Below are 17,270 nucleotides of genomic sequence, written 5' to 3'. Positions count from 1 at the left end.
TCAGTCGGGCCTCAGGGACAGGCCATCGTGGTCCTCGATCGCCACGGCGGCGCGATCGGTGATGCTGCGGAGCAGGTGCAGCTGCCGGTCGTTGGCGAGATCGATTCGGCCCGCCGCGATCACGGGGTAGGCGAAGCACCACGCCGTTGTGAGCCGGTAGTCGCGCCATAGTTCGTTGCGGGGGTAATCAATGCCGTGCTGCGCCAGGCGCTCGGCGTACCGCTCGACGAGTCGGCTCTCGCAACTCCGCCGCGTTTCGGTGGCGAGGCTCTGGCTGACGAAATACGCCACGTCATAGGCGCTCCGGCCTTTCGACGTGACCTGCCAGTCGAGCGCGGTCAGCGGTGGATCGTCCGCCTCGACCCCGAAGAACAGCTGGTCGAGCCGCAGGTCGCCGTGCAGGAAGGTGTGCGGTGGCCGCGCGAGCTCCTGCCAGAACCACGGCACCAGCGCGGGAAACCGCTCGCCGAAGGCGCGCATCGCGGGCGACAGGTCGGTGCCGACGCCCTCGAGGAAGCGGGGCCAGGCGGCCTCGAAGTTGGCGGCCAGACCCGCCGTGAAGGCGCTGAACGGCCGCAACCAGGGCAACGCCGGGAAGCTGCGGCTCTCCCACCAGTGGGCATGGTGGCCGGCGATGGCGTCGATGACGGTCTCGGCGTCCGCCGTCGTGCATCCCGCGATCTGGTCGGCGTTGCGGAGGCGGCCGAGGTCCTCGAGCACGAGCACGAAGTCGTGGGTGGTCTCGTCGAAGGCCGCGAAGTACGGGCGCGCCGGGCGCAGCGGGTTGGCCAGGCCGATCTCCTGGTAGAAGCGCACCTCACGCAGGTAGAACTCGAGGTCCTCGCAGACGGCCGAGCGGGCGTCGCTGTGGGCCAGCGGCAACTTCACGACCACCGACCGTGGCACGTGGGGCCCGCCGTCGAGATTGGCACGGTACAAGCGGCCGAGCAGCCCGACGCCCACGCCGATCTGTTCGAGGCGGCAGTCCCGCACGTCGGCGCCCAGCACGTCGCCGAGCCATGCGCCCGTCACGGACACGGGATCGACCGGGAACCTCGCCATCGCCCGCCTCCCTGGGAATTACGCAATCTTACGAAATCCTGCGGAAATGGCGTCTTATTCGGCGCGTGAATAATTTTGCGGAGCCGCGGCGGTGGCACCCGTTTTGACATCGACTAATCGGGGTAGGCCCCGCGCATGAAAATGCCCACTAAAAGGGAAGTAGCCGCCGCGGTCGCGGTGCTGGCCGCCGCCACGGCACCGTTGGGTGCGTGCACCAACGCAAACCAGCGCGGTAGCCAGCCCAACACCTCGCCGCTGACCAGCCCGGTGCCGGGCGCGGAGAGCCTGACGACGCAGCTGAAGAGCGCCGACGGGGCTCCGGTCGCCAACGCGACGTTCGATTTCACCAACGGCTACGCGACCGTGACCGTCGAGGCCGGCCCCAACCACATCCTCACGCCCGGCTTCCACGGGCTGCACATCCACTCGGTGGGCAGATGCGAGCCCAATTCGGTCGCGCCGACGGGCGGCGCGGCCGGCGACTTCAACTCCGCCGGCGGTCACTTCCAGGCGCCCGGCCACACCGGCTATCCGGCCAGCGGCGACCTGACCTCCCTGGAGGTGCGGCCCGACGGCTCGGCGAAACTCGTCACGACGACGAACGCGTTCACCGCCGCGGACCTGCGCAACACCTCGGGCACCGCGCTGATCATTCACCAGGATCCGGACAACTTCGGCAATATCCCCACCGCGCGCTACACCCAGAAGAACGGCGCGCCGGGCCCGGACGAACAGACGCTGAGCACCGGTGACTCGGGCAAGCGGGTGGCCTGCGGGGTGCTTGCCCCGGCGAGCGCGACGACGACGTCGTCGACGACGGAGACATCGACCGTCACCAGCACGGTGACCACCACGACGGCCGTGCCGCCGCCGAGCACGAGCATCAGCACGAGCACCGTCACGGTCACCAGCACCCCGGCCGTCACGTCCGCGCCGACCACGACCGTGACGACCCCGCCTAGCCTTCCCCCCAGCCGCTGACAAGCCAAAGGCGAAGCGCCGCAGGCCGATTCATCGCGTACAGCGGCGATCAATAGTTTGCGAGCGTGAAGCACGCTCGACCGGACACCCGCTACGCAGAGGTCGACGGGTGCGCGCGATAGCGGCTGGCCTTCGGCGCCGGCCAGCCGATCATCAGCTCTAGCTGATATCATTTTTAGCTGATATGCTGTGGTATGTGCGGAAATGGGAGGTTGATCTGACTCTCATCGAAGCCTGGATGGACACCCTCGACGACGAGCAATACGACAACTTGATAGCGGCGCTGGAGCAGTTGGAGGAAGAAGAAACGATGACCAATCTCGATGACATGCGCCGTCGTCGTCCGGGCAACCGTACCCGTATCGACGCGATCAAGGCTGAGATGGACCGCGAAGTTGCCCAGTACCGTCTCCGTGAACTGCGCGAGGCGGCGGGCTACACGCAGACGACCCTCGCTGCGGCTATTGGCGTCGGCCAGAACCGTGTCTCCCAGATGGAGCATGGCGAGCTGGGCACCAGTCGGGTGGACACTCTCCGCAAGTACGTCGAAGCGACAGGCGGTGAACTGGAGGTCGCCGTGAAGCGTCCCGACGGGTCACGAGTACTCCTCAGTCTGTAGCTGCTTGAATCCAAGGCGCGCGCGGCCGGACGCCGTACTGTTCTGACATGCAGACAGTGCTGTTCACCCTCGGCTTGGTCCTATTTCTGCTTGGCCTGCTCACCGGGTTCGCCGTGCCCGCACTGAAGAACCCGCGCATGGCGCTGTCGAGCCACCTCGAGGCGGTGCTCAACGGCATGTTCCTCGTACTGCTCGGCCTCCTCTGGCCACACATCCACTTGCCCCACGCGTGGGGAGTTGCCGCGGTCGCACTTATCGTCTACGCCGCCTACGCGAACTGGATGGCGACGCTGCTCGCGGCGGCATGGGGCGCCGGGCGCAAGCTCGCGCCCATCGCTGGCGGCAACCACGAGGCCTCGGCGGCCAAGGAAGGGTTCGTCAACTTCCTGCTGGTGTCCCTCGCACTGGCGATCGTCGCCGGCGTGGTCATCGTCATAGTCGGGCTCTGACGATGACCTTGTGACACGTGAAAGATGAAGCGCCCCCGGGTAATTGACCCCGGGGGCGCTCCTCGTTGTTCACCTAGTGATGGTGATGGTGGCCGTGCTCGTCGTCCTCCTCGGCGGGCTTGTCGACGACGGCCGTCTCGGTGGTGAGCACCATCCGGGCCACCGACCCCGCGTTGAGCACCGCCGAGCGGGTGACCTTGACGGGATCGATCACGCCGTCGGCGAGCAGGTCGCCGTAGCTCAGCGTCTCCGCGTTCAGTCCCTGCCCGGCGGGCAGCTCGCTGACCTTGTTGACCGCGACGGCGCCGTCCAGCCCCGCGTTGGTGGCGATCCAGTACAGCGGTGCGGACAGCGCGTCGGAGAACACGTCGACGCCGATCGCCTCGTCGCCGCTCAGCGACGCGCGCAGCTCCTTCAGCTTCTTGCCGGCCTGGATCAGCGCCGACCCGCCGCCGGCGACGATGCCCTCTTCGACGGCGGCCTTGGCGGCCGCGACGGCATCCTCGACGCTTTCCTTGCGCTCCTTGAGCGCGGTCTCGGTGGCGGCCCCGACCTTGATGACGGCCACCCCACCGGCCAGCTTGGCCAGCCGCTCCTGCAGCTTCTCGCGATCCCAGTCCGAGTCGCTCTTCTCGATCTCGGCGCGCAGCTGCTTGATGCGGTTGGCCACCGCGTCGGCCGAGCCGCCGCCCTCGACGATGATCGTGTCGTCCTTGCTGACCACGATGCGGCGGGCGGTGCCCAGCACCTCGGCGCCCACCTCGCGCAGCAGCAGGCCGGCGTCGGGATTGATCACCTGGCCGCCGGTGACCACTGCCAGGTCCTCGAGGAAGGCCTTGCGGCGGTCGCCGAAGAACGGCGCCTTGACCGCGACCGCCTTGAGCGTCTTGCGGATGGAGTTGACGACCAGCGTGGCCAGCGCCTCCCCCTCGACGTCCTCGGCGATGATCAGCAGCGGCTTGCCGGCCTCGGCGACCTTCTCGAGCATGGGCAGCAGGTCGGGCAGCGAGCTGATCTTCTCCTGGTGCAGCAGGATCAGCGCGTCCTCGAGCACCGCCTCCTGGGAGTCGAAGTCGGTGACGAAGTACGCCGACAGGAAGCCCTTGTCGAAGCCGACGCCCTCGGTGAACTCCAGCTCGGTGCTCAGCGTCGAGGACTCCTCGACGCTGACCACGCCGTCGTGGCCCACCTTCGTCATCGCCTCCCCGACCAGCTCGCCGATCTGCGCGTCGCGCGAGGAGACCGTCGCCACCTGTGCGATGCCGTCCTTGCCGGCCACCGGGGTGGCGGCGGCCAGCAACGCCTCGGACACCGCGTCGGCGGCCTTGCCGATTCCGGCGCCCAGCGCGATCGGGTTGGCGCCGGCGGCGACCATCCGCAGGCCGCCCTTGACCAACGCCTGCGCGAGCACGGTGGCGGTGGTGGTGCCGTCGCCGGCGACGTCGTTGGTCTTGGTGGCCACCGACTTCACCAGCTGGGCGCCCAAATTCTCGAACGGGTCTTCCAGGTCGATCTCGCGCGCGACCGTGACGCCGTCGTTGGTGATCGCCGGGCCGCCAAATGCCTTGGCCAGCACCACATGCCGGCCACGCGGGCCCAGCGTCACGCGAACCGCGTCGGCGAGCTTGTCCACGCCGGCTTCCATGGCGCGGCGCGCGACTTCGTCGTACTCAATCAGCTTGCTCATCAAGGCTCCCCTTCGACGCATGCCGCCCCGGAAATCACCCGCAATTCAGACGGGGATCGCCGGGGCGGTACACGGGTTCTTTACTTGGATACGACGGCCAGCACGTCGCGTGCCGACAGGATGAGGTATTCCTCGCCGTTGTACTTGATCTCGGTGCCGCCGTACTTGCTGTAGATGACGGTGTCACCCTCCGACACGTCCAGCGGGATCCGCTTCTCGCCGTCCTCGTCCCAGCGGCCGGGGCCGACGGCGACGACGGTGCCTTCCTGCGGCTTCTCCTTGGCGGTGTCGGGAATGACCAGACCGGACGCGGTCGTGGTCTCGGCCTCGTTGGCCTGCACGAGAATCTTGTCCTCGAGTGGCTTGATGTTCACCTTCGCCACGATTGGAGCCCTCCACTATTTGGGTCGGGTCCGGGACTGCCCGGACCGGAGTTGGCGGTCGGTCCGGGGCTTGCCCCGAACCGTCCGAATTGTCAGGTGATTCGGCATCCGTCCGTACCCTCGCGCCGTCGTCGCGGGTGCCGACACGGGGGCTTGGCCGGGTTGCCACCTAGCACTCTATACATGAGAGTGCTAGCACTCAAGGGCGGCCCGCTGCTTCCCGCGTGTCGACGGCCCGCGGTCAGCTCACCTGCCCCTTTACCACCGGCAGCCCCGGGTCGCTGGCCACGTCCAGCGGCGAGGGTGACGCGCCGGCGGCCACCAGGTGCGCGGCGAACGCGGCGATCATCGCCCCGTTGTCGGTGCACAGCCGCGGCCTGGGGATCCGGAGCGTCAGGCCCGCCGCCGCGCAGCGCTGCGTGGCCAGCTCACGCAGCCGCGAGTTCGCGGCCACGCCCCCCGCGATCAGCAGGGTCGAGACGCCGAGCCCGGTCGCCGCCCGCACCGCCTTCATGGTCAGCACGTCGGCGACGGCCTCCTGGAACCCGGCGGCGATGTCGGCGGTCGCGGCGTCGGGATGGCTTTCCACGTATCGCGCGACGGCGGTCTTGAGCCCGGAGAAGCTGAACGCGTACGGGTCGTCGGCCGGGCCGGTCATGCCCCGCGGGAACGCGATGGCCTCGCGGTCGCCGGTGCGCGCCAGGTCGTCGAGCACCTTGCCGCCGGGATAGCCCAGGCCCAGCAGCCGCGCCACCTTGTCGTAGGCCTCGCCGGCCGCGTCGTCGACGGTGCTGCCCAGCTCGACGATCGGCTCGCCGAGCGAACGCACGTGCAGCAGATGCGTGTGCCCGCCGGACACCAGCAGCGCCACGCACTCCGGCAGCGGCCCGTGTTCGTACACGTCGGCGGCGAGGTGCCCGCCCAGGTGGTTGACGGCGTAGAACGGGACGCCCCACGCGGCCGAATATGCCTTGGCCGCGGCCACTCCCACCAGCAGCGCGCCGGCCAGGCCGGGCCCGATGGTGGCGGCGACGACGTCGGGCCGGTTCACGCCGGCCGCCCCCAGCGCGCGCCGCATGGCCGGACCGAGCGCCTCCAGGTGCGCCCGGGAGGCGATCTCGGGCACCACGCCGCCGAACCGGACGTGCTCGTCGACGCTGGACGCCACCTCGTCGGCCAACAGCGTCACGGTCCCGTCGGCGTCCAGCCGGGCGATGCCGACTCCCGTTTCGTCGCAAGAGGTTTCGATGGCCAGGATGGTCGTCACTGGGGCTCCCTCCGCATCGTGTACGCATCGGCGCCGCTGACCCGGTAGTAGCGGCGGCGCAGGCCGACGCGGGCGAAACCGACGCTGCGGTACAGCGCGATGGCCGCCTCGTTGTCGGTGCGCACCTCCAGGTAGACCGCGCCGCCGTCGGCGAAACTCAGCAACTCGTCGAGCAGCCGACGGCCGATGCCCCGCCCCTGAAACGCCGGGTTCACCCCGATGGTGTGCACCTCGTATTCGAACGGCGGTTTGCGGCCCAACCTGGAGATGCCCGCGTAGCCGACCAGCTCGCCGGCGACGCGCGCGGCCACGTAGTGGTTGTGCGGGCCGGCCAGTTCGCGGTTGAACGCCACCGCCGGCCACGGGTCGTCGCCCTCGAACAGCCGCGCCTCCAGTTCGGCGCAGCGCTCGGCGTCGGCCGGTGTCAACGCGCCGATGGTCACGGGCTCGCTGCGGGCGGTCATCGCCCGGCCGCCAATGGCTTCGCGTCGGGGCGGCGCAGGTACAGGGCCACCAGCGGGAGCGGGGGCTCCGACCAGTCGGGAATCGCGGCCACCAGGCCGGCCGCCGTCGGGTGGGCGGGCTCGATCAGCGGCAGGCCGAACAGCGCTGCGTGTTCGGGCGAGCCGGCGACCGCGGTGGCGGGGCCGGGGTCGACGTCGGCGGGGGCGTTGACTCCCGGTCCCGCCATGCGGAATCCGTCGCGGTAGCGGGCCCAGTAGACCTCGCGGCGGCGGGCGTCGGTGACCACCAGGACGTCGCCGCCGGTGCGCACCCCGATGGCGTCCAGGCTGCACACCCCGCGCACCGGGATGCCCAGCGCGTGCCCGTACGCGGCGGCGGTCGCCATCCCGGCACGCAGGCCGGTGAACGGGCCGGGCCCGCAGCCCACCACGACGGCGTCGAGGTCGGCCATCCTCAGCCCGGCGTCGTCCAGGGCGGCCAGCACGTTGGGGGTGAGCCGCTCGGCGTGCGCGCGGGCGTCGAGGGTGACCCGCTCGGCCAGCACCTGATCGGGCAACCGCACGAGGCCGGCCGTCACGGCCGGGGTCGAAGTGTCCAGGGCGAGAACCAGATTCATGAGCGGTTCCACTCCCAGGTCGCGATCCGCGCGTCGGACTGGCCGACCCGCTCCAGCCGGACGTCGAGGTGCCGCTCGGAGAGGCGTTCGGCCAGACCCTCGCCCCACTCCACCACGACGACGGCGTCGTCGAGATCGGTGTCGAGGTCCAGCGAGTCGAGCTCGCCGAGCAGATCCGCGCCCTGACGGTCCAGCAGCCGGTAGAAGTCGACGTGGATCATCGCCGGCGCGCCGGCCCGCCGCGGCGGGTGCACCCGCGCCAGCACGTACGTCGGCGATATGACCGGGCCGTCGACATCCATCGCCGCAGCAATCCCCTTGGCCAGCACCGTCTTTCCGGCGCCGAGCGGACCCGACAGCACCACCACGTCGCCGGCGCACAGCTGCGCGCCCAACCGCGAGCCCAGAGCCACGGTGTCCTCGACGCGCTCGCAGGTGGCCGTGCCCTGCTCACGCACGGCGCCGCAACCTTTCCCGCAGCCTTTCCCGCAGGCGCCGGTAGCGCAGGACGATCCTGCTCGGCGTGGCACGGTGGACCAGCCGGATCAGCCCGTCGTTGATCGCCTCGGGCTTGTCCAGCAGCGCCAGGTGACTGGCCCCGGTGACGATGACCAGTTCGGATCGCGGCAGCGAGGCCGCCATCTTCCTCGAGTACTCGTCCGGGGTGATCAGGTCGTGGTCGCCGCAGGCGATCAGCGTCGGGACGCGCAGCAGCGTCCACAGCCCGGCAGTCTCGTCGTGCACCTCCAGCGCGCGCAGGAAACCCACCAGGGTGGCGATGGGGGTGCCGTTCATCATGCGCTGGGAGAAGGCGTCCAGGGTTCGGCTGACGTGCAGGTCGCTGTAGGACGCGGCCCGTAGGACCGGCGCGATCAGCGAGCGCGACACGTTGCGGCCGCGGTGCGTCAGCTTGGGGGCGGACCGGGCGGTGAACCGAAGCGCTTCCACCGCAGGGTTTTTCAGGATCTCACCCAGCGGCGAGCGGGTAACCCCTTCGGCGGCGGAGGAAATCAGCGCCGCACCGACGATCATCCGCCCGTACTGCTCGGGGTACTGCCGGGCGTGCGACAACACCGTCATCCCGCCCATCGAATGCCCGACCAACACGATCGCCCCGCGCGGCGCGGCCTCCGTCAGCACGCATTCCAGGTCCTGGCCCAGCTGGGTCAGCGTGTACGTCTCGGGGTCGGCTTCGCCGGAGCGGCCGTGCCCGCGCTGGTCGTAGAACACCATGCGCACCCTGTGTCCCCACTTCTCGGCGAGCCGGGTCCGCTGAAAGTAGAAGGCGCCCATGCGCAGACAGAAGCCGTGGACGAAGACCATGGTCACCGGCGCGTCGACGGGGCCGACCTCGCGCACCGCCAGCGGCACCCCGTCGGGCGTGGTCACCACGTAGCTGCGGTCGCTGTCTATCCTCTCGAAATCCTCGTCGGCGTAAGGGTCTTCGACAGCCGCGGCGCGCTGGATCATCGAGCGGCGGGCCGAGGCCCCGACGATGCCGGCGACCGCCGTCAGCCCCGTGCCTCCCGCAAGCCACGCCCGCTCCCGGCGGCGCCTGCGGGTTTTCTCATCGCTCAACGGTTCCGGCCTCGCGATAGGTCCTGGTGATGCGGCCCCGGGGGCTGGTTACCACCTCGTAGTGGATGGTGCCGAGCAGGTCGGCCCAGTCCTGGGCGGTGGGTTCGCCGCTGCTGCCGGGGCCGAACAGGATGGCCTCGTCGCCCTCGGCGACGTCGGTCGGCCCGGGACCGAGGTCGACGAGGAACTGATCCATGCAGATCCGCCCGACGCCGGGCCGCCGCCTGCCGTTGATCAGCACGTCCAGCCGTCCGCCCAGCGACCGGAAGACACCGTCGGCGTAGCCGATCGGCATCAGCGCCAGGGTGGTGTCGCGGTCGGCGATCCAGGTGTGCCCGTACGACACGCCCTCGCCGGCCCGGATCGACTTCACCAGCGCGACAGCGCATTTCACCGTCATGGCCGGTATCAACCCCATGTCGCCGAGCTGCGGCACGGGGCTCAGGCCGTAGACCGCGATACCGGGCCGCACCATGTCGAAGGCCAGGTCGGGGCGCGACAGGGTGGACGACGAATTCGCCAGGTGCGCAACCTCGAATCGCAGCCCCGCCTCGCGCGCCTGCGCCAGCATCTCGGAAAAGCGTTGGGCCTGAACGTCGTTGATGGGATTGTCGGGTTGGTCGGCGTAAACCATGTGCGACATCAGCCCGCGCGGCCGGACGGCGTCCTGCGCGACGGCCTGGCGCAGCGCGGCCAGCAACGCCGGGTATTGCGCGGGGGCGACGCCGTTGCGGTTCAGGCCGGTGTCCACCTTGACGGTCACCGTCGCCGTGCGGCCGGTCCGGCGCACCGCGTCGAGCAGCTCGTCGAGCTGGCGCGCCGAGGACACGGCGATCTCGACGTCGGCCAGCAGCGCGGGCCCGAAGTCGAGCCCGGGCGGATGCAGCCAGGCCAGCACGGGCGCGGTGATCCCGTCGGCGCGCAGCGCCAGCGCCTCGTCGACGGTGGCGACGCCGAGTTCGGTCGCCCCGGCGGCCAGCGCGGCGCGGGCGACCCGGGTGGCCCCGTGGCCGTAGCCGTCGGCCTTGACGACGGCCATCAGCTGCGCGTTGCCGGCGTGCTCGCGCAGCACCCGCACGTTGTGCTCGACGGCGCCCAGGTCCACCACGGCCTCGGCGAGGACGCCGGGCGTCAGGGATATCGGCGTAACGGCCACGGCCGTCATTCTCCCAGAAGCACGGGCGTGCCCTCCCCCAGCGCCCACACGCGCCGCCGGCGCCCAGGGCTCAGTGCGCGAAGTGCTGGGCCTCGTAATGCCCGCCCGGCTTGAGCTTGTCCAGCGTGGTCAGCGCCGTGACGGCGTCGTCGTGCAGGGCCCGGGCCAGGTCGGCGGAGAGTCCCTCGCGCACCACGATGCGCAGCACCGAGACGTCGGTGGCGTTGTCCGGCATGGTGTAGGCGGGCACCTGCCAGCCGAAGGTCCGCAGCTCGTGGGAGACGTCGAACTCCGTGTAGCCGCGATCCTTGGCCAACCGGAAGGCGACCACCGGGATCGCCGACCCGTCCGAGACCAGCTCGCAGTGGTCGCTGACCCGCAGCTGCTCGCCCAGCCAGCGCGCCGTCTCGGACAGGGCCTGCATGACCTTGGTGTAGCCCTCCCGGCCCAGCCGCAGGAAGTTGTAGTACTGCCCCACCACCTGGTTGCCGGGGCGGGAGAAGTTCAGCGTGAACGTCGGCATGTCGCCGCCCAGGTAGTTGACCCGGAAAACCAGCTCGTCGGGCAGGTATTCCTTGCTGCGCCAGACGACGAACCCGACGCCGGGATACGTCAGCCCGTACTTGTGGCCGCTGACGTTGATCGACACCACCCGGGGCAGCCGAAAGTCCCACTTGAGCTCCGGGTGCAGGAAGGGCACGACGAACCCGCCGCTGGCGGCGTCGACGTGCACCGGCACGTCCACACCGCCGCCGGCCGCCAGCTTGTCCAGGGCGCCGCAGATCTCGGCGACCGGCTCCAGCTCGCCGGTGTAGGTGGTGCCCAGGATCGCCACCACGCCGATGGTGTTCTCGTCGACGGCGTCGACGACCTGTTCCGGGGTGATGACATAGCGGCCCTCCTCCATCGGCAGGTAGCGGGGCTCGACGTCGAAGTAGCGGCAGAACTTCTCCCAGACAACCTGGACGTTGGAACCCATCACCAGGTTGGGCGTGCGCTTCTGCCAATCGGAGCCGACCTTCTGCCGCCACCGCCACTTCATGGCCAGCCCGCCCAGCATCACCGCCTCGCTGGAGCCGATGGTGGACACCCCGCACGCGCTGTAGGGGTCGTCGTCGCGCAGGTCGTCGGCGTGGAACAGGTCGGCCACCATGCACACGCAGCGCTGCTCGATGGCCGCGGTCGCCGGGTACTCGTCCTTGTCGATCATGTTCTTGTCGAACGTCTCGGCCATCAGCTTCCCGGCCTCGGGGTCCATCCAGGTGGTGACGAAGGTGGCCAGGTTCAGCCGGGAGCTGCCGTCGAGCATCAGCTCGTCGTGGATGAACCGGTAAGCGGCGTCGGGATCCATCGATTCATCCGGCATCCGCAGGGCCGGCACCGGCGCGGTGAACAGGCGGCCGGTGTAGGCGGGGGCGATCGCGTGCGCGGGCACGGACGGATGTTGTGGCACTGGGCGAATCCTTTCTGGGACTACAGGTCTGGGACTACAGGGTGGCCAGCGCGGTCCGGATGTGCGGGACGATCCGTGACGACGACGTCGGCGCCTCGCCCGGCCCCGGGTCGGCGGCCGACAGCGCCGCCGCGCGCGCGTGCACGAAGGCCGCCGCCGCGGCCGCCTCGACCGCCGGCAGCCCGGAGGCCAGCAGCGCGCCGATCATCCCGGACAGCACGTCGCCGGAGCCGGCGGTGGCCGCCCACGACTGCCCGGCCGGGTTCAGGTAGACCGGGCCGCCGGGGTCGGCGACGATCGTGACGTTGCCCTTGAGCAGGACGGTGGCGCCCAGCGTGTCGGCCAGCTTGCGGGTGGCGCCCACCCGGTCGTCCCCGGGCGGATTGCCCGCCAGCCGGGCGAATTCGCCCGCGTGCGGGGTCAGCACGGTCGGCCCGGCCCGGTTGGCCACCAGGTCGGGGCGGGCGGACAGGATGGTCAGCCCGTCGGCGTCGACGATCACCGGCAGGTCGGTCTCCAGCGCGAACCACAACGCGGCGGCCCCGGCGTCGTCGGTGCCCAGTCCGGGCCCGACCACCCAGGCCTGCACCCGTCCGGCCGCGGCCGGGGTGGGCGACGCGATCACCTCGGGCCACTGCGCGAGCACCTCCCGGTGCGCGCTGCCGGCATAGCGGACCATGCCGGAGGTCGCCGCCACGGCCGCCCCGGTGCACAGCACGGCGGCGCCCGGGTAGGTCGACGAGCCGGCCATCACCCCAGTCACGCCCTGGGTGTACTTGTCGTCGTGGGGGCCGGGCACCGGCCAGCGCGCGACCACGTCGGCGGCCTCGAAGCCCAGCACGTCGGTGTCCGGCAGGTCGAGCCCGATGTCGACCAGCCTGACCCGCCCGCAATCCGCCAGCGCGTGCACGGGTTTGAGCCCGCCGAAGGTGACGGTCAGCGCCGCGTGCACGGCAGGACCGGTGATTGCCCCGGTCGCCACGTCGATCCCGCTGGGGCTGTCGACGGCGACGACCGGGATCTCGGCGTCATCGACCGCGGCGAACACCCCGGCCGCGGCCGGTCGCAGCGGACCCGAACCGGAGATGCCCACCACCCCGTCGATAACGAGATCGGTTGCGGCCGAGACGCTTTCCACGATGCGGCCGCCGGCCTTGCGGAACGCCGCCAGCCCCTTTCGGTGGGTGCGCTCCGGGTTGAGCAGCACCGCGTCGGCGGCCGCGCCACGACGACGCACGAAGGTCGCCGCCCACAGCGCGTCGCCGCCGTTGTCGCCCGACCCGACGACCGCGCAGACGCGGCGGCCGACGACCCCGCCGGTTCGGGTGGTCAGCTCGCCGATGATCTCGGTGGCCAGGCCGAAGGCCGCGCGTCTCATCAGGGCGCCGTCGGGCAGGCTGGCCAGCAGCGGTGCCTCGGCGGCGCGGATCGCGTCAACGGAGTAGTAATGCCGCATCGAAGCCAGCTTTCCATGCCCGAGCGCGAACTACACGCGGCACTCGTCGATGGGTGGTGGGCCGGTCACCAACGGCTCAGGCTCGCGGCCCCGAGGTGCCCAGCGGGTTATCCACAAACTTGGCCGACCTGTCCGTGATTAGGGCTGGCCTCGCACTGGGCGATTTCGCGTTTGTAGAGGTCCTGCATGCGCTGGTATTCGGCCATGCACGCCTGGTAGGCAGCGGGATCGGTGATGCCGACACAGGGCTCGTGTGCTTGTGCCGATGGAGTGCAGAGGGGGGCCAGTGCTAGTGCGCATGCCGCCGATACGCCCACTATCGCCCGCTTCATCGGCTCTTCCCTTTTCCTGACTCCACATACAGTGTGGCACTTTTTGTGACGAAGGATCGTCACGATCCGGCGGCGTGGTCGGAGGGCCTGCCCGCCCCATGGATATGCCTGGCACCTAAGGGCTTTCGTTACCAAGCGCACCTAGGATTCGCCGGAGCGGAGTCGCCGGAAGGCGGGTCTGATTTTCGCCGGATTCAGCTGGGGGCGCCTGCGCTCGCGCGCCATCGGATAGAAGCAGAGCCCGATCAGGATCGAGGCGAAGTGGCCGATCGCGGTGAAGTTCAGCTCGTGGTGGTTCATCGTGAGCAGCGGGAAGCCGAAGATGACGAACAGCACGCCGAGATAGCCCCAGCGCCAGGGCCGCGCGATGTGGTAGGTCAGCACGGCCATCACGCCGACCAGGAAATAGCTGACGCCGATGTCGCGCGCGTGCACCAGCCTTTCCGACGCCTCGTGTTCCTGGATCGCGTAGTAGAGGATGCCTTCGCTGACGTAGGTGGCCAGGATGTGGGAGCTCAATCCCACCGTGAGCCAGCGCAGTTGGCCCAGCCAGTGTTCGGCGGGCGCGAGGAACAGCGTGAACAGCAACAGGTACGGCTCCAGGTTCTTGCCGTCGATCCACAGCAGGCTGGAGAACAGCACGCCCAGCGGGTCGGTGCCCAGCTCGTGAATGTTGGTGGATCGGTGCAGCAACACGTGGTGCACTTCGCGCCCGGGAAGTTCGTTCTGCACGATCGTCGTGATCAGCAACACCAACAGCCAGCTGTAGGTCAGGGGGGCGCGGATGACGAAATGCCAGACCGCGAGCGCCATCCTGCGCAGTTGTGTCCCCGCCGATGCATTGGCCACGGCTCAACCTTTACATGCCCGGGCCTAAGGCACTGCCGCCTTCTCGGCTTCGGGCCGCAGATGCCGCCACCAGCACGCGATGTACAGCAGCATCGAGATCACCAGCACCACCAGCACCCACAGCACGATCGTGATGTCGACCCAGCCGCCGAACGGCGGCGAGCCGGGAAGCGCGTTTCTCAGCGGCACCACCGCGAACAGCATCGCCGCGTACCACGTCGTCATCGGCGGCTGAAACTTTCGCCGGTCGCGGACGGTCTGGACCGCGACGAACAGGCCCAGGCCGGCGATGGCGATGAGGACGCCGAGGATGACGACGCCGAACGCCCCGGCGCTGAGTGAGCGCCGCACGCTGACTCGATACGGGCCCTGACCGTTGGCGTCGGTGGTGTCGATCTCCCAACCCGAAAGGCGGTTGACGAAGGTTATCGGCACACGCTGGACCGCGTTCTCGGAGTCGCCGCGCATGACCTCGATCTCGATCGGCCCGGAGCTGTAGCGATCGAACGGCCAATCGTTGATCTCGCCGGCCAGGGTCAGCGGCACCGGAAACATGCCGGGAAGCATGCCCTTCAGCCACGTCCGGCGGGTGGGCGTGGCCACGGACCGGACTCGAAGGCCCAGGTCTTCCTTGAGGTGGTGGGTTTGCGGATCCAACAGGTCGGACCCGGGCGAGAAGATCAGATTGGCGTTCAGCACCGTGTAGTTCGACTGGATGTCTTCGACATTCAACGTCACCGAGGTCTGATCACCCGCGGACTGGGTTCCAGTCTGACGGTGGCTGGCCGTGCCGCTGCTGGCGTACATGGCGACCGACGCGACGTAGGCGGCGACGACGGCCACGATGAGGGCGACGACGGCGAAAGTCATGGACGACGGCCTGGGACGCAAGCGATCCGCCGACAAGGATGCCTCCCCTAACTAGCTATCTGCACGAATTGCGGCCCGGCCAGCGATTGTAAAAACCGGGAGAACAGGACCCGGGGCGATACGGCCGAAACGGACTATTCGACAGTGACGGACTTGGCCAGGTTTCGCGGCTTGTCCACGTCGTAACCGCGGGCCTGGGCCACCGCCGCGGCGAACACCTGCAGCGGGATGGTCGACAGCAACGGCTGCAACAGCGTTGACACCGAAGGGATTTCGATCAGGTGGTCGGCGTAGGGCCGCACGGTGTCGTCACCCTCCTCGGCGATCACGATCGTCACCGCGCCGCGAGACTGGATCTCCCGGATGTTGGACAGCAGCTTGGCGTGCAGCGTCGCCGACCCCTTGGGCGAGGGCATGACCACGATGACGGGCAGGTCGTCCTCGATCAACGCGATCGGGCCGTGCTTGAGCTCGCCGGCCGCGAACCCCTCGGCGTGCATATAGGCCAGCTCCTTGAGCTTCAGCGCACCTTCCAGCGCCACCGGGTAGCCGACGTGGCGACCCAGGAAGAGCACGGTCGGGCACTGGGCGAACCGGTAGCCCAGGGCGGCCACCGGTTCGGCCGTCGCGAGCACCCGCGCCACCAGGTCGGGCATCGCCTCCAGCTCCCGGTACTCCCGCTCGACCTCGTCGGGATACTTGGTGCCGCGGGCCTGCGCCAGCGCCAGGCCGACGAGATAGTTGGCGGCGATCTGCGCCAGGAACGTCTTGGTCGACGCCACGCCGATCTCCGGGCCGGCGCGGGTGTAGAGCACCGCGTCGCATTCGCGGGGGATCTGCGACCCGTTGGTGTTGCAGATCGCCAGCACCTTGGCCTTCTGATCCTTGGCGTGCCGGACGGCTTCCAGGGTGTCGGCGGTCTCGCCGGACTGCGAGATGGCCACCACCAGCGTGCTGCGGTCCAAAACCGGGTCCCGGTAACGGAATTCGCTGGCGAGCTCCACCTCCACCGGCAGCCGCGTCCAGTGCTCGATCGCGTACTTCGCCAGCAGCCCGGAGTGGTACGCGGTGCCGCAGGCGACGACGAACACCTTGTCGATCTCGCGCAGTTCCTGATCGGACAGTCGCTGCTCGTCGAGCACGATCCGGCCGTCGACGAAATGGCCGAGCAGGGTGTCGGCGACCGCGCTGGGCTGCTCGGCGATCTCCTTGAGCATGAAGAACTCGTAGCCGCCCTTTTCGGCGGCGGACAGGTCCCAGTCGATGTAGAACTCGCGGTACGCCCCGGGCTCCAGGTCTTCGTTGCCGTGGAAGTCGGTGATGCGGTAGCCGTCGGCGGTGAGGACGACGGCCTGGTCCTGGCCGAGTTCGACGGCGTTGCGGGTGTGGGTGATGAAGGCGGCCACGTCGGATCCGACGAACATCTCACCGTCCCCCACCCCGATCACCAGCGGTGTCGACCGGCGGGCGGCGACGATGGTGCCGGGCTCGTCGGCGTTGGCGAAGACCAGGGTGAAGTGGCCCTCCAACCGGCGCAGCACCGCCAGCACGGAAGCCACGAAATCACCGGCCGTGTCGCCGTGGCGGTAGGCCTGCGAAACCAGGTGCACCGCGACCTCGGTGTCGGTGTCGCTGGAGAACTCCACGCCGGCGGCCTCCAGCTCGTGGCGCAGGGTGGCGTAGTTCTCGATGATGCCGTTGTGGACGACGGCGATCTTGCCGGCGGCGTCGCGGTGCGGGTGCGCGTTGCGGTCGGTGGGCCGGCCGTGGGTCGCCCAGCGCGTGTGGCCCAGCCCGGTGGTGCCGGCCAGCGACTCCGGGGGCGTCTCGGCCAGCGCCTCGTCGAGGTTGGCCAGCCGGCCGGCCCGGCGGCGCACGGTGAGTTTGCCCTTGCCGTCGAGCAGCGCGATTCCCGAGGAGTCGTAGCCGCGATACTCCATGCGGCGCAGTGCGTCCATGACGACGTCGAGGGCAGGGCGCTGCCCCACGTAGCCGACGATTCCGCACATCCTGCACAGGGTAGTGGAGCCGCCGGGGCGGTCCCAGC

Annotated in this window: 17 protein-coding genes; 3 read left to right on the top strand and 14 right to left on the bottom strand. The window is 69.7% G+C overall.

From position 1 onward, the window contains the following. Positions 1–1,062 (bottom strand): protein kinase family protein, encoded by a 1,062-nt coding sequence (locus AC5Y6X_RS20735; RefSeq protein ID WP_499988769.1) that lies wholly within the window; start codon positions 1,060–1,062, stop codon positions 1–3. Positions 1,063–1,203: 141 nt separating this feature from the next. Here AC5Y6X_RS20735 and sodC point away from each other — a divergent pair, with 141 nt between their 5' ends. From sodC to AC5Y6X_RS20720, 3 genes are all read left to right on the top strand, one after another. Then, complete coding sequence (gene sodC / locus AC5Y6X_RS20730; RefSeq protein WP_499988898.1) at positions 1,204–2,043, top strand: superoxide dismutase[Cu-Zn]; 840 nt, start codon at positions 1,204–1,206, stop codon at positions 2,041–2,043. 310 nt (positions 2,044–2,353) lie between these two features. After that, complete coding sequence (locus AC5Y6X_RS20725; protein WP_499988897.1) at positions 2,354–2,662, top strand: helix-turn-helix domain-containing protein; 309 nt, start codon at positions 2,354–2,356, stop codon at positions 2,660–2,662. 47 nt (positions 2,663–2,709) lie between these two features. Next, on the top strand, positions 2,710–3,111 hold the full coding sequence (locus AC5Y6X_RS20720) for a styrene oxide isomerase (RefSeq protein ID WP_499988768.1): 402 nt from the start codon (positions 2,710–2,712) through the stop codon (positions 3,109–3,111). Positions 3,112–3,184: 73 nt separating this feature from the next. Here the strand turns inward: AC5Y6X_RS20720 and groL are convergent, their stop codons facing one another. The 13 genes from groL to glmS all read right to left on the bottom strand — a co-directional run bounded on the left by groL (position 3,185) and on the right by glmS (position 17,232). After that, entirely contained in the window at positions 3,185–4,798 is a 1,614-nt protein-coding gene (groL, locus tag AC5Y6X_RS20715) for a chaperonin GroEL (RefSeq protein ID WP_499988767.1), read from the bottom strand. Positions 4,799–4,878: 80 nt separating this feature from the next. Continuing rightward, positions 4,879–5,181 (bottom strand): co-chaperone GroES, encoded by a 303-nt coding sequence (groES, locus tag AC5Y6X_RS20710; protein WP_007167930.1) that lies wholly within the window; start codon positions 5,179–5,181, stop codon positions 4,879–4,881. A gap of 241 nt (positions 5,182–5,422) precedes the next feature. Further along, a complete protein-coding gene (tsaD, locus tag AC5Y6X_RS20705) occupies positions 5,423–6,448 on the bottom strand; it encodes a tRNA (adenosine(37)-N6)-threonylcarbamoyltransferase complex transferase subunit TsaD (protein ID WP_499988765.1) in 1,026 nt (341 codons plus the stop codon). Next, entirely contained in the window at positions 6,445–6,912 is a 468-nt protein-coding gene (gene rimI, locus AC5Y6X_RS20700; protein ID WP_499988764.1) for a ribosomal protein S18-alanine N-acetyltransferase, read from the bottom strand. Before rimI ends, tsaD begins: the two co-directional genes overlap by 4 nt. Then, entirely contained in the window at positions 6,909–7,529 is a 621-nt protein-coding gene (tsaB, locus tag AC5Y6X_RS20695) for a tRNA (adenosine(37)-N6)-threonylcarbamoyltransferase complex dimerization subunit type 1 TsaB (protein ID WP_499988763.1), read from the bottom strand. The genes rimI and tsaB overlap by 4 nt, the downstream gene beginning before the upstream one ends. Beyond that, on the bottom strand, positions 7,526–7,987 hold the full coding sequence (gene tsaE / locus AC5Y6X_RS20690; protein WP_499988762.1) for a tRNA (adenosine(37)-N6)-threonylcarbamoyltransferase complex ATPase subunit type 1 TsaE: 462 nt from the start codon (positions 7,985–7,987) through the stop codon (positions 7,526–7,528). The genes tsaB and tsaE overlap by 4 nt, the downstream gene beginning before the upstream one ends. Then, positions 7,980–9,044, bottom strand: a complete 1,065-nt coding sequence (locus tag AC5Y6X_RS20685) for an alpha/beta fold hydrolase (protein WP_499988895.1) — start codon at positions 9,042–9,044, stop codon at positions 7,980–7,982. Before AC5Y6X_RS20685 ends, tsaE begins: the two co-directional genes overlap by 8 nt. Positions 9,045–9,096: 52 nt before the next feature. After that, positions 9,097–10,263, bottom strand: coding sequence for an alanine racemase (gene alr, locus AC5Y6X_RS20680; RefSeq protein WP_499988760.1), 1,167 nt, complete (start codon positions 10,261–10,263; stop codon positions 9,097–9,099). Positions 10,264–10,333: 70 nt separating this feature from the next. After that, positions 10,334–11,716 carry a glutamate decarboxylase gene (gene gad / locus AC5Y6X_RS20675; RefSeq protein ID WP_499988759.1) on the bottom strand — a complete coding sequence of 461 codons (1,383 nt, stop codon included), beginning with the start codon at positions 11,714–11,716 and terminating at the stop codon, positions 10,334–10,336. A 34-nt stretch (positions 11,717–11,750) separates the two neighbouring features. After that, positions 11,751–13,172, bottom strand: a complete 1,422-nt coding sequence (locus AC5Y6X_RS20670; RefSeq protein WP_499988757.1) for an NAD(P)H-hydrate dehydratase — start codon at positions 13,170–13,172, stop codon at positions 11,751–11,753. 473 nt (positions 13,173–13,645) lie between these two features. Then, positions 13,646–14,353, bottom strand: coding sequence for a rhomboid-like protein (locus tag AC5Y6X_RS20665; RefSeq protein ID WP_499988755.1), 708 nt, complete (start codon positions 14,351–14,353; stop codon positions 13,646–13,648). Positions 14,354–14,377: 24 nt separating this feature from the next. Further along, positions 14,378–15,223, bottom strand: coding sequence for a DUF4436 domain-containing protein (locus tag AC5Y6X_RS20660; protein ID WP_499988753.1), 846 nt, complete (start codon positions 15,221–15,223; stop codon positions 14,378–14,380). Positions 15,224–15,357: 134 nt separating this feature from the next. Next, entirely contained in the window at positions 15,358–17,232 is a 1,875-nt protein-coding gene (gene glmS / locus AC5Y6X_RS20655; RefSeq protein WP_499988752.1) for a glutamine--fructose-6-phosphate transaminase (isomerizing), read from the bottom strand. Positions 17,233–17,270 lie beyond the last annotated feature (38 nt).

The organism is Mycobacterium sp. NGS26, from assembly GCF_059813025.1.
The sequence above is the reverse complement of the archived record's forward strand: the minus strand, read 5'-3'. Positions and strand labels throughout refer to the sequence as shown.